Genomic DNA, 14,950 nt, shown 5'->3' on the forward strand with positions numbered 1-14,950 from the left:
GGCCGTGAGATTTGGGGCCGGGCTTCCTGCTATAGTTGGTCCGGCGTCATCCTGGGATCGTCGTCTAATGGTAAGACATCAGCTTCCCAAGCTGAGAACGCGGGTTCGATTCCCGTCGGTCCCTCCAACTGAAAAGGCCCCGCATTCTGCGGGGCCTTTGTCGTGTCCGGGGGTGCTACGCCTTCGGGATCGGCGGGCCGAGCCACAGCAGCACGCTGAACGCCACCGTCACGCCCGCGAGCAGGATCACGATGGACAGGAACGGGTGCCGCAGCACCCACGCCTGCACGTGCTCGACGAAGCCCTTCGGCGCATCCTTGCCGGGCGCGAGCCGCCAGCCGCCATCGAGCTGCCCTCGCTTGTCGAGCCACAGCTCGAAGGGCAGGGTCGCGAACGGCACAATCGCGAGGACCAGGCCGAGCACGCCGACGCCAGTGCGCCAGCGCTGATTCACCCAGACGAACACGGTCACGACACAGTAGGACAGGAACACGAAACCGTGTGCGCCACCGGCGGGACCCACGAGGTTCTCGGTGACCCCCGTTCCGCGGAGAATGAGCGCGGTGATGAGCCCCGCCCAGGTAACAAGTTCAGCGAACGCGAAGATCCGAAACAGCAAACGGGGTGACATGATCCTTACCGTATCTGGCCGGAGCTGGGGTTTCACCAGAGTTGGGGCGGATTCCTCTCATCCGAATGGATGATCTTTTTCTCGGAAAACTCTGCGCCCTCGTGCGCGAGCAGCCGCTCCTTCACCGGCACACCGAAGAGGTAGCCGCCGAGCCCGCCGTCCGTGCGCACGATCCGGTGGCACGGCACGATGAGCGCAACGAGGTTCGTGGCGCACCCCGACGCCGCCGCACGCACCGCGCTCGGCCGCCCGGCGCGAGCCGCGAGCTCGGTGTAGGTCACGGCCTCGCCCGCGGCCACGCCACGAAGCGCGCGCCACACCTCGCCACGGAACGGTGTCTCGGGCTGTGCCACGGGAATCGTGTCAAGCGCGGCGTGCTCGCCTGACGCGTAGGCGCGCACCGCATCCGGGATCGGCCCCTCCAGCGTCTCCTCCGCAGCGAGCCCGCGGGCCCCCAGCTCGGCATCGAGCCGAGCCAGGCGTTCAAGCAGGCTGTGCGCCAGCGGGTCCTCCGCTGTGGCGAAGCCCGCGGCGCGAACGAACCCGTCCTCGGGCGTCCAGATCACACGAAACGGGTGCCCCACGACATCGATCGTCGCGGTGGCCAGTGGGCGGTCGGGGCTCATGGGGTGTCCTTTCGGGACTGTGCGGCCAGGAAATCTGCCCACAAGAATTGGGTCGCGTAGCCGCGGAACGGGCGCCACGGTTCGGCCAACCGCTCCGCGTCGCGAGGCTTCTCCACCCCGAGCGCTCGGCGCAGGATGAGATCCCCCGCAGGGTAGGCATCGGGGTCACCGAGGGCTCGCATCGCGACAAGCTCCACCGTCCAAGGGCCGATGCCACGGATGGCGGCGAGCTCGGCGCGCGCGCGATCCCGATCTGCTCCGGGCCCGAGATCAAGCCCCTCGGCGAGAGCGGCGGCGAGCGCCGAGAGCGTGGCCGCTCGCGCGCCCGTGATGCGCAGCTCTTCGCGGAGCTCAGCGACGGGCAGCGCCGCGACGCGCGCGACGTCAATTCGCGCGACGAAGCCGGGGGCGGTGCCGCGTTCGGGGAGATCCTCGCGGGCGAAGCGGGCGACCAGGCGCCCCTGCAGCGTGCGGGCCGCGGCGAGCGAGACCTGCTGCCCCAGCACCGTGGCGAGCGCGAACTCATGCGGGTCGCGGGCCGCGGGCAGCCGGAGGCCGGGTCGCGCGGCGATGAGCGGGCGCAGCGTTGTGTCCGAACCGAGCGCGGCGTGAATCTGCGCGGGATCCGCGTCGAGGTCGAGCATGCGCCGCACCGTCTGGATCGCGGGAAGTGTGTCGGCAAGGCCCGGGAGCTCGAGCACCACCGGAATGCCGACGAGCCCGCCCGCGCTGGCGTCGGGCTGCGCGGCCAACTGCGGCACCGCGCTCCAGTCGATGCGGGCGATGGCGGTGCCGCCCGGCACGTCAATCGCATGGGCGGTCTCCGCGCTCGGCGCCGCGCCGATCTCGTCGCGGCCGGGAATCGCGTGGGCGGAGAGAAAGGCGCGCATGGCCGCGGGGTCGAACGGCGCACGGGTGTGGAGACGCAGCGCGATGCTCGGCCGCTCCGCGGATCCCGATCTGCTGGTGTCACGCGAAGACTGTGCCTGGCGCCTCGGAAGAGCGGACGGTGCGACGCCGAACTGTTCGCGCATCGTGTCGCCGAACTGGCGCACGCTGCCGAAGCCCGCGGCGAACGCGATGTCTGCGAGCGGCAGTTCGGTCTCCTCGATGAGCGCACGAGCCGCGTGGGCTCGGCGTGTGCGTGCAAGCTGCACGGGCGTCGCGCCAATCGAGTCGAGCAGCATGCGCCGGAGGTGGCGCTCACTCACCGCAAGCTCGGCCGCGAGGCCCGCGACGCCAGCCTCGTCGATCGCGCCGTCACGAATGCGGCGCATGGCACGGGCAACGAGGTCTCCCCGCGCATCCCAGTCGCGAGTGCCCGGTACCGCCTCGGGGCGGCAGCGCTTGCAGGCGCGGAACCCCGCCGCGACGCACGCCGCAGCGCTCGGAAAGAAGCGGCAGTTCTCCTGGCGCGGCTTTCGCGCGGGGCACGAGGGTCTGCAGTAGATGCCAGTGCTCGTGACGCCCAGGTAGATTCGGCCGTCCCAGCGAGCATCGCGCCCGGAAGCGGCGCGATAGCACGCGTCGGCGTCGAGCGGGAGAGCAAGCTGCGGGGAAATCACTCGTCCATTGTTCCGCGCGATCGGCGCACACGCACGCGGAAATCGGACATCGCAGTGGGGCGCGTGATTGGCGCAGCGCGGGGCAACGCCGGGCGGGGCCGCTTCTCGCGTACGCTCAGGGGTATGAACGACGCCTCCGGCCGATCCGCGCTCATCCGCGCCACCGTTGTGGTCGTTGCGGCGGGCGGACTGCGCGCGCTCACCTATCGCGCGGTCGCGGCCGAGGCTGGCGTGTCTCACGGGCTCGTGCGGCACCACTTCGGCACGCGGGATCAGCTCATCGCCGAGGCCATGGAGTACGCGATTCACGCGAGCCTCCGGGAGTCGAACATGCTGCAGGCTGAGCTGACAAGCGATGAGTTTGCGGCGGGGATCGAATCGCTCGCCGACCGGGAGGCTGAGATTCAGTCGTTCCAGTACGAGTTGCTGCTCGAGTCGCGCCGCCGGCCAGAGTTGCGCGCGCTGGCTGAGCTGCACTACTCCTCGTACCGCGAGGCGATCGGCCGGCAGCTCACCCGGCTGGGCGTTGCAGACGTGGAGCTGACCGAGCTCATTTGGTTTGCCCTCGACGGGATCGTGTTCAAGCAGCTCGTTGCGCCCGCGGACGTGGCGCCCGCCCTGCGGCTGATCCGCAAACTGGTGTCCGCCCAGGCGGCCTGACCTACCCCGCCCCGCCGCTGCCCCGCCGCTGCCCCGCCACTGCCTCGGATCGGGGTCACCTGGGCAGGGTGTCGTTGCACGCGCCTGCGCGACACCCTGTCCAAGTGACCCGGATTGCGCGAGAGGGGTGGAGCGGCGGGCGAGACGCGCACTTGACTATCCAAATGGATAGTTTTAGGCTGGCGACACTCACGAGCGCCACCGGCGGTGCTCGTGCCCGGGCACGGCCGCCCGGGTCAGCCAGCGAAAGAGACACACCGACGTGACCGATTCCACACGCGACGCGAACCCCGACACACAGATCGACTTCCTGTACCTGAGCGAGCCCGACATGATTCGAGCGGGCGTGACGGATATGGCCGCCTGCGTCGACACGATGACGGAGATGCTCGGCCTCTTCGCCGCCGGCGACTACCGCATGGCCGGCACCGAGAACAACTCGCACGGCGCGCAGATCTACTTCCCCGAGACGGAAGAGTTCCCCGGCATGCCGGTCGACGGCCCCGATCGCCGCTTCATGGCCATGCCCGCCTACCTCGGTGGCGACTATCAGGTGGCCGGCTGCAAGTGGTACGGCTCGAACGTGGCCAACAAGGAGCGCGGCCTCCCCCGCTCGATCCTCATGTTCACACTGTCGGACAAGGACACCGGAGCACCACTCGCCATCATGTCGGCAAACCTGCTGAGCGCGTACCGCACCGGCGCGATCCCCGGCGTTGGCGCACGCTACCTCGCCCGCGAAGACGCCACCACGGTCGGCATCGTCGGCCCGGGGCCCATGAACCGCACCTCACTCGAGTCGTTCATGGCCGTGCGCCCCGGCATCACCACCGTGAAGGTCTCGGGGCGCGGCCAGGCTGGCGTTGACGCGTTCATCGCCTGGGCTCGCGAGCGCTTCCCGCAGATCACCACGATCGAGCAGGTCGCAGACATGGAGGCCGCCGTGCGCGGATCCGACATTGTCAGCATCGCGGTGCCGAGCCCCTCAGGCTCCGAGCACTACCCGCGCGTGCGCGACGAGTGGGTGAAGCCCGGCGCGTTCATCTGCTGCTCCGCCCACCTCGCACTCGACGAGTCGCTCACCGAGCGCTCCCGCCACGTCGCCGACGCGCGCAAGATCTACCAGGCCTGGGCGGAGGAGCTCCCCGCGCCCGCGCACGAGACCGTGGGCATCTGGGGCATGCACCTCGTCGACCGTGTGCGCGACGGCCGCATGACCCCGGAGCAGTTCGAGGACATCGGCGAGATCATCCAGGGCAAGACCCCGGGTCGCACGGACGATGACGAGGTGTTCATCTACTCGGTGGGCGGCATGCCGGTCGAGGACGTCGCGTGGGCCACGCACGTCTACCGCAACGCGGTGCGCGACGGCATTGGCACGAAGCTCAACCTCTGGAACACTCCCACAATGGCCTAGCGGCCACCCGATCAGTTCTCCACACCAGCGAAGGAAGCACACATGGATCTGCAGCAGACCGACGTCATTGTGATCGGAGCGGGCGCGGTCGGCGCGATGGCGCTCTGGCAGCTCAGCAAGCGCGAGGGCCTAAAGGTGGTCGGGATCGAGCAGTTCGGTCGCGTGCACTCGCACGGCTCGTACGCGGGCGAATCGCGCGTGTTCCGCACCGCGGTGCACGAGGGCGGCACCTATGTCCGCATGATTCAGCGCTCCCGCGAGCTCTGGCGCGAGCTCGAGCGCGAGTCGGGTCGCGACATCTACGCGGAGGTGGGCGCGCTCAGCATCGCCCCCGAGGGGTTCCCCGATCTCGTGACCGCGCTCGGCACGGTGCGCGAGTTCGAACTTGAACACCGGCTTCTCAGCACGGAGGAGTTGCGCGCCGAGTTCCCGCAGCACCGCGTGCAAGACGGCGATATCGGCCTGCTCGACGCGCACGGTGGCGGCCTGCGCCCCGAGGTCGCCCTGATGAGCGCGCTCGACATCGCAGAGGCGAATGGCGCCGAACTGCACTTCAACACCCCCGTGATCGACATCGAGGAGCGGGCGAACGGCGTGGTCGTGCGCACCACCCAGGGCGCCTGGCTCGCCCGCACGGTCGTCGTCGCCTCGGGATCGTGGTCGGCACGCCTCTCGCCCGAACTCGACGAGCTGCTGCGTTTGCAGGTGCTCGGGCTCACCTGGTTCATGCCGAAGGACCCGAGCCTCTTTGTTCCCGAGCGCTTCCCCGCTTTCCTGCGCGACGCGGGCTCCGTGCACTTCTTCGGTGCCCCGAGCTTCGACGGCTACGCGTTCAAGGCCTGCACGAACCCCGAGTGGCCGGTCTTCCGCGACGTGAGCGAAGTGCCGACGCATCACACCAGGGAGGAGCTGATCAGGATCGGGCAGCGCGCCGCAGAACTGTTCGAGGGCATTAACCCTGAGCCGGTGCGCGAGAGCGTGCACCACTGCGCCTACACGCCGGATCGTCTGCCCGTTGTCGACCAGAGCGCGAGCGGCCGGGTTGTCACCGTGACCGGCCTCTCGGGGCACGGCTTCAAGTTCGCCCCGAAGCTCGGCGAGTGGGCGGCGCAACTGGCTGCCGGGTACTCGCCGGACGCCGCGGGCGTGGACCCCCGGTTCGCCCTGCCCGCCCACATGGAGCGGCTCGCTGCCACCGGCCCCTACACGGGCGGCGGCCACTAGCCACCCCAGTCACACCATCCTCTCGCGATTAGTTCTATTTCCTGTAGGGTTATTTATAGAAACGCCGCACCAATCGAGAGAGGACGGCGCATGGGACTGCCAGTCAGGGTCGACGGACTCACCAAGAACTTTGGGTCGGTGCGCGCGGTCAATGCGCTCAGCTTCACCGCTGAGCCGGGCCGCGTCACCGGCTTCCTGGGCCCGAACGGCTCGGGCAAGACCACCACGCTTGCCATGACGCTCGGCCTCGTCCGACCCGACAGCGGCAGCGCGACGATCGGCGGCGCGCCTTACGCCAGCCTCGAACGCCCCGCGCTTACGGTGGGCTCCGCGCTCTCCGCCGACTTCCACCCCGCACACACCGGGCGCGCGCACCTCGACATCGCACGCCGCGCGATCGGCCTCCCGGAGGCGCGCGTCGGCGAGGTGCTCACACTCGTCGGTTTGAGCGACGCGGCCGATCGCAAGACGGGCGGCTACTCGCTCGGCATGCGTCAACGGCTCGCGCTCGGCACTGCGCTGCTCGGGGATCCCGATGTGCTGCTGCTCGACGAACCGATCAACGGCCTCGATCCCGAGGGCATCCGCTGGATTCGCGTGTTTCTGCGCCACCTCGCCAGCCAGGGCAAGACCGTGGTGCTCTCCTCCCACCTCTTGAGCGAGGTGCAGCAGACCGTCGACGATGTGATCGTCATTCGGCGCGGCGAGCTGGCATTTGCCGGTACCCTCGACGAGCTGCAGCGGGGCGCCGGGCAGGCCGCCGTGCGAGTTGCCGCACCCGACCAGGTCACACTCGCGCAGGCGCTGGAGCAGGCCGGCGCACAGGTGCACAGCCAGCACGGCGCGGCCCTCCGCGTGACGGGGCTCGAGCCCGAGACCGTGGGGCAGATCGCTTTCGCGGCGGGCGTGCCGCTCTCGCACCTCAGCACCGAAACCGGGGAGCTCGAGCAGCGCTTCCTCGACCTGATCAACGGCAGCGCCGAGCACGGCGGCACCGAGGGAGGCTTCGCATGAACCGGATTCTTCGCAGCGTCTCCGCCGAGTGGCGGAAGGTGCGCTCCACCAAGCTCTGGTGGATCCTCGCCATTGTGCTCGCCGGCTACTCCGCACTCATGGCCGGCGCGTTCGCGTTCATGTTTGGCGCAATCCCCAGCGACATGGGCGGGATCGCCCTCCCCGCGCAGGAGACGGCCGGCCTCGTCTACTCGGGCGTCGCCACGTTCGGTTATGTGATCCCACTCATCTTTGGCGCGCTCATGGCGACGGGCGAGCTGCGGCACCGCACCCTCGGCCTCGCGTTCACGTTCGAACCGCGCCGCGGCATCGTCTTGCTGGGCAAGGTCAAGGTGCTGCTCGGCGTCGGCCTGCTGCTCGGCGCCGCTGGCGTCATCGGCGCGGTGAGCGCGGGCGGCGGCATCCTCGCGGCGACCGACGGCGATCCCATGCTCGGCACCTCAGAGACGTGGGCCCTCCTCGCGCGCGTGATCGCGGCGATCGGCGTCTGGGCCGTGATCGGCTTCGGGGTCGGTCTGCTCGTCGGCAACCAGGCCTTCGCGATCGTCATCACCCTCGTGTTCACGCAGTTCCTTGAGCCGGTGCTGCGCATGGCCGCCGGTTTCTGGGACTGGAGCGCTCAGCTCGCCAAGTACCTGCCGGGCGCCGCGAGCGACGCGTTCGTGGGCGCCAGCGTGATGAACAGTATGTCGACGATCGACCCGACCGCGCCGGACAGCGCGGCCCCGCTGGGGATCTGGTCTGGCCTCGCCGTCCTCCTCGCCTACGGCGTGGTGGCCGTGCTGCTCGGCTGGGTGACGCGCTGGCGCAAGGACGTGGTCTAGCGCGGCACGAGCGGCGAGTGCTGCTGCACCCAGCTAAACATCGCCACCGCGGCCGCAGCCGAGGCGTTAATGGAGCGCGTTGACCCGTACTGCGTGATCTCCACGACCGCCTCGGACGCGGCGATCGCCTCGGCGGTGAGCCCGGGGCCCTCCTGCCCAAACAGCATCACGCACCGCTCCGGCCAATCGAACGTCTCCATCGGCACGCAGCCAGGCACGTTGTCGATCGCGATGATCGGTACGCCTTCCGCTTGCGCCCACGCCACGAGCGCGTCAATGTCCTCGCGGTGCTCGACATGCTGGTAGCGGTCGGTCACCATCGCACCCCGTTTGTTCCAGCGTCGCCGCCCCACGATGTGCACGGTGTCTGCGGCGAACGCGTTTGCGCTGCGCACGATCGAACCAATGTTCATGTCGTGCTGCCAGTTCTCGATCGCCACGTGGAACGGGTGCCGGTGCTCGTCGAGATCGGCCACAATCGCGGCCATGCGCCAGTACCGATAGCGGTCGATCACGTTGCGGGTGTCCCCGTGCTCAAGCAGTTCGGGATCGTATCGCTCGTCCTCCGGCCACGCGTCGGGCCCGCCGGGCCACGGACCAACGCCCGCCGTAGTGCGCTCGGGGTGCGGGGCCGCCGACGCCGCCTGCGGAGCGGCATTCGGAGACGAGGCTGCGGGGCCTGAGGGCTCGGGGTCGGGGTCGGCGATATGGTTCACCCACCCATTCTCCCAGGCGGAGCGCGACGGTGGCACCATCGCTCGCCGTATGCTGAGCGCATGACAGCAGCTCCTCTCCGCGTGGTGATCGCACCCGACTCCCTGAAGGGGAGCTGCTCGGCGTCGACCGCAGCTCGCGCACTCGCTCAGGGCGCCCGCGCAGCGCTCGGCCCCGGCGTGCAGATTCACGAGCTGCCGCTGGCCGATGGCGGCGAGGGCACCCTCGAGGTCCTCGCCGAGGCGTGGGGCGGTGAGATCGTGGCGGTGCCCACGAGCGACGCGCTGGATCGGCCCCGCGACGGACGGATTGCACTGAGCGCCGACGGAACGCGGGCGGTCGTCGAGGCCGCCGAGGCGAACGGACTCCCTCACGTCGCCGATGAGCCACTGCGCGCGCTCGATGCCGACTCGGCGGGCGTCGGGGCGCTCCTTCGCGCCGCACTCGACGCGGGCGCGCGCGAGCTGCTCGTGTGCATCGGCGGCTCGGCAACGAGCGACGGTGGCGCAGGCATGCTGCGCGCACTCGGGGTGCGGCTGCTCCGCGCCGATGGGGCGCCCATCGCGGGAGGCGCCAGAGGCCTCAGCGAGCTCGCGCGCATCGATCTGTCGGGTCTGCTGCCCGCCGCGCGGGAGGCACGATGGCGCATCGCTGTCGACGTCACGAACCCGCTGCTCGGCGCGCAAGGCGCTGCGTCAGTGTTTGGACCGCAAAAGGGAGCGAGCCCCGCGGAGGTGGCCGTGATCGACGCGGGACTCGCACGGTTCGCCGAACTCCTCGCCGAGGCAGGGGAGACTTCTCCCGCCGCCACGCGCAGCGCGGCGCAGCACGCACGCACAGCACTCACGACGCTCCCCGGCCTCGGTGCCGCGGGCGGACTCGCTCTGGGGCCGGTCGCGCTGTGGGGTGCGGAGCTCATGCCCGGAGCTGAACTGGTTGCCGCCGCGGTCGGCCTCGATGCGGCGCTCCGCGAGGCCGACCTCGTGCTCACGGGCGAGGGCAGGCTCGACGCGCAATCGCTCGCCGGCAAGGTCGTGTCCCGCGTGCTTGCCGGGTGCGCGAGCGCTGGCTCGGAGCGGCCGCCCCGCGTGGTGGTCATTGCGGGGTCCGTCGCGCTCAGCGCGGCGGAGTGCCGCGCTGCCGGGATCACCGCAGCGCTGTCGCTCGCACCCGGCCCGGCGACGCTGAGCGAGCTCCAGCGAGACGCGAGCGCGCTACTTGCAGAGACCGCGGCCCACGCGTGCGCGCTCGCGTTCCCGGCCGGGCCGCTCGGTGCCGGCGATCCCGCGCGAGAAGCCTAGGCCGACGCCACCGCGAGCTGCTCAAGCTCGGCGGGCGTGAGCTCCGTGGTCAGCGACGCAAGCAGCGCCGTGAGCTGGTCGCGGGTGCGCGCGCTCGCGATCGGAGCGGCAACCGTGGGCTGCTGGCGCAGCCACGCGAGCGCGATCGTGGAGAGCTCGGCCGCGTGCGCCGCGGCAACGGTGTCGAGCGCGCCGAGCACGGCCCGGCCGCGATCGTTCAGGTAGGCAATCGCTGCAGAGGCGCGGTCGCTCGCACCGGGCGTCTCCGCGTCGCCCGCGTCACGGTATTTCCCCGCGAGGAAGCCGCTCGCCAGCGAGAAGTACGGGAACACACCCAGGCCCTCGGCCTCGGCCACGGCACGCAACCCGTTGGTCTCGAAGGCACGCTCCACCAGGTTGTAGTGCGGCTGCAGCGCGACGGGCAGGTGGTACCCGCCCGCCCGAGCAATGCGGAACCACTCGGCCGCGCGCTCTGCGGTGTAGTTCGAGATGCCGATCGCGCGGATCTTGCCTGCGTCGACGAGCCCGGAGAATGCGGCGACCGTCTCCTCGAGCGGCGTTTCGGCATCGTCGAAGTGTGCGTAGTAAAGGTCGATGTAGTCAGTGCCGAGGCGTGCGAGCGACGCGTCGGCGGCAGCGCGCACGTTGTCACCCGCGAGGCCGGAGAACTGCGGGTGGGTCGACACCTTGGTGGCGAGCACCACGCGGTCGCGAGTACCGCGCGCGGCGAACCACTCACCAAGGATCGTCTCCGACTCGCCGCCGCCGTGGCCGGGCGCCCAGTGCGAGTATCCGTCGGCCGTATCAACGAAGTTCCCGCCGCCCGCGAGGAAGCCGTCGAGCACATCGAAGGAGGCGTCTCGGTCAGCGGTCCAGCCGAAAACGTTGCCGCCAAGCGCAAGCGGGGCAATCTCGAGCTCGGACGTACCAATGCGCGTGCGGGTGGTCTCTGCCATGTCGACTCCTTCGGTGAATGCGGTGGGGCCGACCAGTCGGCGCCCCACTGGGGCCAACGCACGCCGCGGCCCGGCCATTCCTGGAACTTCGTGTTCGGGGAACGGCCGGGCCGCAGCCTCGCGCCTAGTGCTCCGGCATCACGGCGAGAGCGAGCGAGCCCCCGTCGGGGGCGACGTCCACTCGCACGGCTGAGCCGTCGCGCACCTCGCCGGAGAGGATCGCACGGGCCAGACGGTCGTCGATCTCTTTCTGCATGAGGCGGCGCAGCGGGCGCGCACCGTAGCTCGGGTCGTAGCCGCGCGAGGCGAGCCAGCCGCGCGCCTCGGGGGTCACCGCGAGGGTGAGGCGGCGATCCGAGAGCCGCGCCTGCATCCGGTCGATTGCCAACTCGACGATCTGTGCCAGGTTCTCCTCGGAGAGCGGGTGGAAGATGACCATCTCATCGAGTCGGTTGATGAACTCAGGCTTGAAGGCCCGCCGCACCGTCTCGCGCACGGCGGCCTCCTTCTCGGGCCACGCGAGATCCTGATCGACCAAGTACTGGCTGCCCAGGTTCGAGGTGAGGATGAGGATCACGTTGCGGAAGTCGACCGTACGGCCCTGCCCGTCGGTGAGCCGCCCATCGTCGAGCACCTGGAGCAGCACATCGAACACCTCGGGGTGCGCCTTCTCGACCTCGTCGAGCAGCACGACGGAGTACGGCCGACGCCGCACCGCTTCGGTGAGCTGCCCGCCCTGCTCGTAGCCGACGTACCCGGGAGGCGCACCGACGAGGCGCGAGACCGAGTGCTTCTCGCCGTACTCGCTCATGTCGATGCGCACCATCGCGTGCTCGTCGTCAAAGAGGAACTCGGCGAGCGCCTTCGCGAGCTCCGTCTTGCCGACACCCGTCGGGCCAAGGAACAGGAACGAGCCCGTCGGCCGGTTCGGGTCCGCGATGCCAGCGCGCGTGCGCCGCACGGCATCCGCGACCGCGCCAACCGCGTCGCTCTGTCCGATGAGCCGCTTGCCGAGTTCACTCTCGAGCGCGAGCAGTTTCTCGGTCTCGCCCTGCAGGAGTCGACCCACCGGAATCCCAGTCCACGCGGCAACCACGCCCGCGATGTCCTCGTCGGTCACCTGCTCGTTGACCATGCGCGGCTCACCGCTCACCTCGTCGGCGGCCTCGGCATTCTCGGCTTCGGTGAGCTGCTTCTGGATCACCGGGATCTCCCCGTAGAGCAGCTTCGACGCCTTCTCGAGCTGGCCCTCGCGCTGCGCCACCTCGGCGGCCATGCGCAGCTGGTCGAGCTTCTCGCGCAGCTCACCCACGCGGTTCAGGCTTGCGCGCTCGCGCTCCCAGCGCGCCTCGAGCACGTCGAGCTCCGCCTGCTTCTCACCAAGGTCGTCGCGAAGCTTCGCGAGACGCTCCTTCGACGCGTCGTCCTTCTCCTTCTTCAGGGCGAGCTCCTCGAGCTTCAGGCGGTCGACCGCACGGCGCAGCTCGTCGATCTCCATCGGCGCGGAATCGATCTCCATGCGCAGCCGGCTCGCGGCCTCGTCGATCAGGTCGATCGCCTTGTCCGGCAGCTGGCGCGCAGTGATGTAGCGGTTCGACAGCGCGGCCGCGGCGACGAGGGCCGAGTCGGCAATCGTCACCTTGTGGTGCGCCTCGTAGCGCTCCTTCAATCCGCGCAGGATCGCCACCGTGTCCTCCACGGACGGCTCGCCCACATAGACCTGCTGGAAGCGCCGCTCGAGCGCAGCATCCTTCTCGATGTACTCGCGGTACTCGTCGAGCGTGGTTGCACCGATGAGGCGCAGCTCTCCGCGCGCCAGCATAGGCTTCAGCATCTGCGAAGCCGCAACGGAGCTTTCGCCACCGCCCGCGCCCATGAGCGTGTGCAACTCGTCGATGAAGGTGATGAACTTGCCGTCCGACTCCTTGATTTCGGCGAGCACCGCCTTCATGCGCTCCTCGAACTCTCCCCGGTACTTCGCGCCCGCGATGAGCGCGGAGATGTCCAGGGAGATGAGTTCCTTGTCCTTCAGCGACTCGGCGACGTCGCCCGCGACGATGCGCTGGGCGAGGCCCTCCACCACGGCGGTCTTGCCGACACCGGGCTCGCCGATGAGGACGGGGTTGTTCTTGGTGCGTCGGGTGAGCACCTGGCTCACCCGACGAATCTCGGAGTCACGCCCGATCACCGGGTCGAGCTTGCCCGAGCGGGCGACCTCGGTGAGATTGACGCCGAACTGCTCGAGGGCGGACTGTTCGCCCTCGCCCTGGGCGGGCTGCCAGTTTGCCTGCATGTGAGTCCCTTCCGTTCGCAGTGCCGCGCAGCGATGCGTCCGGGCGGCTGCGCCGGACCTTCGCCGCAAACTTGAGTGTTGTTGACTCAAGTTTAACCGAAAGGAACCGATCCCGCCAGAGAAACTGCTGAATTTGCGATGAACTCTCGCCCCTCGGACGCTACTCGTCCCGCGGGTGCCGCTCCACGCGGCCGCCGCCCATCAAGCCGGGCGCGGGGTACTGCACCCCGGTGAAGCGGTGGTACACGAGCGCCACCGCGACGATGAGCACGGGGGCGGCGAGCGCGGGAAGCAGCAGGAACATCCAGCCCGCGCCAGAGGCGAGCGCCACCACCGCCGTCGCGACCGCGGGTGGGTGGATGATGCGCAGGAGCGCCATCGCCGCGGTGGCCACCCCTGCGGCGAGCGCCGCACTCCACCAGCTCAGCGGAAGGAGCGCCGCAGCGCCCACGCCAACCAGGGCCGAGACGAAGTGCCCGCCCACCACCGCGCTCGGCTGCGACACGGGGGCCTCGGGGAGCAGATACACGAGCAGACAACTCGGCGCGAAGCCGAGGAAGAGCAGCGTCAAATCGACCGCTCCCCCGAGCAGCCCGAGGAGGGCGACCACAAGCGCCACCCCCAGTACCGCAAGCACCAGCCGTCGCCACGGCAGCCGCGGCTGCCCCGAACGCCACAGACCACGCACTCGACCCACTCCTTCACGCTCACACACCGACGCTGCGGCACTCGCGTATTTTACCGAGGCGACCATTCACCCAATGTGTCGGCGGCGCCTCGTAGGGTGGAGGTACCGATGAGAAGGAGTCCCATGGTCACGCTTGCACCCACGATCCAGCTCTCCGGCGGGGCCGCGATGCCCGCCCTCGCGTTGGGCACCTGGCCGATGAATGACGCGGAGACCGCCAATGCCGTCGAGTCCGCCCTCGCCGCCGGGTACCGTCACATCGACACGGCAGAGAACTACGGCAACGAGCGCGGGGTCGCCGAGGGGATCCGTCGCTCGGGTCTGCCGCGCGACGAGGTGTTCATCACCACGAAGTTCAATCGCGCCTGGCACAGTGTCGACGGCGTACGCGCGGCGTTCGAGGCGAGCTGCCAGCGGCTCGGCGTGGACACCATCGATCTCTTTCTCGTGCACTGGCCCAACCCGGACCAGGATCGCTACATCGAGGCCGTGCGCGGACTTGCCGAGCTCCGCCAGGAAGGGCTGATCCGCGCGCTCGGGGTGTCGAATTTCAAGCCGACGCACCTCGCGCGGGTGATCGACGCGGGCATCGTGCCCGAGGTGAACCAGATTCAGCTCGATCCCGAGCACACGCAGCCCGAGCTGCAGGAGGCGAATCGCGCGCACGGCATCGTGACCACCGCGTACACGCCGCTCGGCCGCGGCGGCGCGTTCCTCAGCGCCCCGGCGATTGCCGACGCGGCGGCCGCCCACGGGAAAACCCCGGCGCAGATCACGCTTCGCTGGCACGTGCAGCAGGGCAATGCGGCCGCACCGAAGTCGGCGAACCCCGCGCGGCAACGGGAAAACCTCGACATCTTCGATTTCGCCCTTACCCCGAGCGAAATGGCCGCAATCACGGCACTCGATACCGGCGCCCCGCTGCACCACGACGCCGACGAGTTCGGCCACTAGCCGCAGCGCAGGGTCCCCGCCCGGCGTCGGAGCGGGGGCACTGCGGGCGCCCCGGACACTCAGCCGCGCGAGGAGGGGCCCGA

The 14,950-nt window shown here is 69.8% G+C and carries 14 protein-coding genes and 1 tRNA gene; 8 read left to right on the top strand and 7 right to left on the bottom strand.

All coding sequences use genetic code 11. The features are described 5' to 3' along the window. Positions 1 to 53 precede the first annotated feature (53 nt). Positions 54 to 127 (top strand) — tRNA-Gly (locus ACR81A_RS13510). Positions 128 to 175: 48 nt separating this feature from the next. Here the strand turns inward: ACR81A_RS13510 and ACR81A_RS13515 are convergent. From ACR81A_RS13515 to ACR81A_RS13525, 3 genes are read right to left on the bottom strand one after another with little or no spacing between them, the layout of a single operon-like run. Continuing rightward, positions 176 to 631 carry a DUF3817 domain-containing protein gene (locus tag ACR81A_RS13515; RefSeq protein WP_202380635.1) on the bottom strand — a complete coding sequence of 152 codons (456 nt, stop codon included), beginning with the start codon at positions 629 to 631 and terminating at the stop codon, positions 176 to 178. A 32-nt stretch (positions 632 to 663) separates the two neighbouring features. After that, complete coding sequence (locus tag ACR81A_RS13520; protein ID WP_202380634.1) at positions 664 to 1,257, bottom strand: methylated-DNA--[protein]-cysteine S-methyltransferase; 594 nt, start codon at positions 1,255 to 1,257, stop codon at positions 664 to 666. Continuing rightward, on the bottom strand, positions 1,254 to 2,822 hold the full coding sequence (locus ACR81A_RS13525; RefSeq protein WP_202380633.1) for an Ada metal-binding domain-containing protein: 1,569 nt from the start codon (positions 2,820 to 2,822) through the stop codon (positions 1,254 to 1,256). The genes ACR81A_RS13520 and ACR81A_RS13525 overlap by 4 nt, the downstream gene beginning before the upstream one ends. Positions 2,823 to 2,945: 123 nt before the next feature. Here ACR81A_RS13525 and ACR81A_RS13530 point away from each other — a divergent pair, with 123 nt between their 5' ends. From ACR81A_RS13530 to ACR81A_RS13550, 5 genes are all read left to right on the top strand, one after another. Next, positions 2,946 to 3,482, top strand: coding sequence for a TetR/AcrR family transcriptional regulator (locus ACR81A_RS13530; RefSeq protein ID WP_202380632.1), 537 nt, complete (start codon positions 2,946 to 2,948; stop codon positions 3,480 to 3,482). A 262-nt stretch (positions 3,483 to 3,744) separates the two neighbouring features. After that, complete coding sequence (locus tag ACR81A_RS13535) at positions 3,745 to 4,899, top strand: tyramine oxidase subunit B (protein ID WP_440312097.1); 1,155 nt, start codon at positions 3,745 to 3,747, stop codon at positions 4,897 to 4,899. Between the two features lie 42 nt (positions 4,900 to 4,941). Next, positions 4,942 to 6,123 (top strand): N-methyl-L-tryptophan oxidase, encoded by a 1,182-nt coding sequence (gene solA, locus ACR81A_RS13540; RefSeq protein WP_440312098.1) that lies wholly within the window; start codon positions 4,942 to 4,944, stop codon positions 6,121 to 6,123. 90 nt (positions 6,124 to 6,213) lie between these two features. Beyond that, positions 6,214 to 7,137 carry an ABC transporter ATP-binding protein gene (locus tag ACR81A_RS13545; RefSeq protein ID WP_202380629.1) on the top strand — a complete coding sequence of 308 codons (924 nt, stop codon included), beginning with the start codon at positions 6,214 to 6,216 and terminating at the stop codon, positions 7,135 to 7,137. Beyond that, on the top strand, positions 7,134 to 7,961 hold the full coding sequence (locus ACR81A_RS13550; protein WP_202380628.1) for an ABC transporter permease: 828 nt from the start codon (positions 7,134 to 7,136) through the stop codon (positions 7,959 to 7,961). Before ACR81A_RS13545 ends, ACR81A_RS13550 begins: the two co-directional genes overlap by 4 nt. Here ACR81A_RS13550 and ACR81A_RS13555 read toward each other — a convergent pair. After that, on the bottom strand, positions 7,958 to 8,668 hold the full coding sequence (locus ACR81A_RS13555; RefSeq protein ID WP_440313157.1) for a TrmH family RNA methyltransferase: 711 nt from the start codon (positions 8,666 to 8,668) through the stop codon (positions 7,958 to 7,960). The two genes, ACR81A_RS13550 and ACR81A_RS13555, sit on opposite strands and share 4 nt — an antisense overlap. A gap of 69 nt (positions 8,669 to 8,737) precedes the next feature. On the opposite strand from ACR81A_RS13555, the gene ACR81A_RS13560 reads away from it, so the two are divergent. Next, positions 8,738 to 9,976 (top strand): glycerate kinase, encoded by a 1,239-nt coding sequence (locus ACR81A_RS13560; protein ID WP_440312099.1) that lies wholly within the window; start codon positions 8,738 to 8,740, stop codon positions 9,974 to 9,976. On the opposite strand, the gene ACR81A_RS13565 is transcribed toward ACR81A_RS13560, so the two are convergent. From ACR81A_RS13565 to ACR81A_RS13575, 3 genes are all read right to left on the bottom strand, one after another. Continuing rightward, positions 9,973 to 10,932, bottom strand: a complete 960-nt coding sequence (locus tag ACR81A_RS13565; RefSeq protein ID WP_440312100.1) for an aldo/keto reductase — start codon at positions 10,930 to 10,932, stop codon at positions 9,973 to 9,975. The genes ACR81A_RS13560 and ACR81A_RS13565 overlap by 4 nt on opposite strands. A 124-nt stretch (positions 10,933 to 11,056) precedes the next feature. After that, positions 11,057 to 13,225 (bottom strand): ATP-dependent Clp protease ATP-binding subunit, encoded by a 2,169-nt coding sequence (locus tag ACR81A_RS13570; RefSeq protein ID WP_202380624.1) that lies wholly within the window; start codon positions 13,223 to 13,225, stop codon positions 11,057 to 11,059. 160 nt (positions 13,226 to 13,385) lie between these two features. Then, entirely contained in the window at positions 13,386 to 13,979 is a 594-nt protein-coding gene (locus tag ACR81A_RS13575; protein WP_440312101.1) for an HPP family protein, read from the bottom strand. A 57-nt stretch (positions 13,980 to 14,036) separates the two neighbouring features. On the opposite strand from ACR81A_RS13575, the gene ACR81A_RS13580 reads away from it, so the two are divergent. Further along, complete coding sequence (locus ACR81A_RS13580) at positions 14,037 to 14,867, top strand: aldo/keto reductase (protein ID WP_202380622.1); 831 nt, start codon at positions 14,037 to 14,039, stop codon at positions 14,865 to 14,867. Positions 14,868 to 14,950: the final 83 nt, after the last annotated feature.

The sequence above is a fragment of the Leucobacter chromiireducens genome, assembly GCF_051993095.1.
Taxonomy (GTDB): domain Bacteria; phylum Actinomycetota; class Actinomycetes; order Actinomycetales; family Microbacteriaceae; genus Leucobacter; species Leucobacter chromiireducens.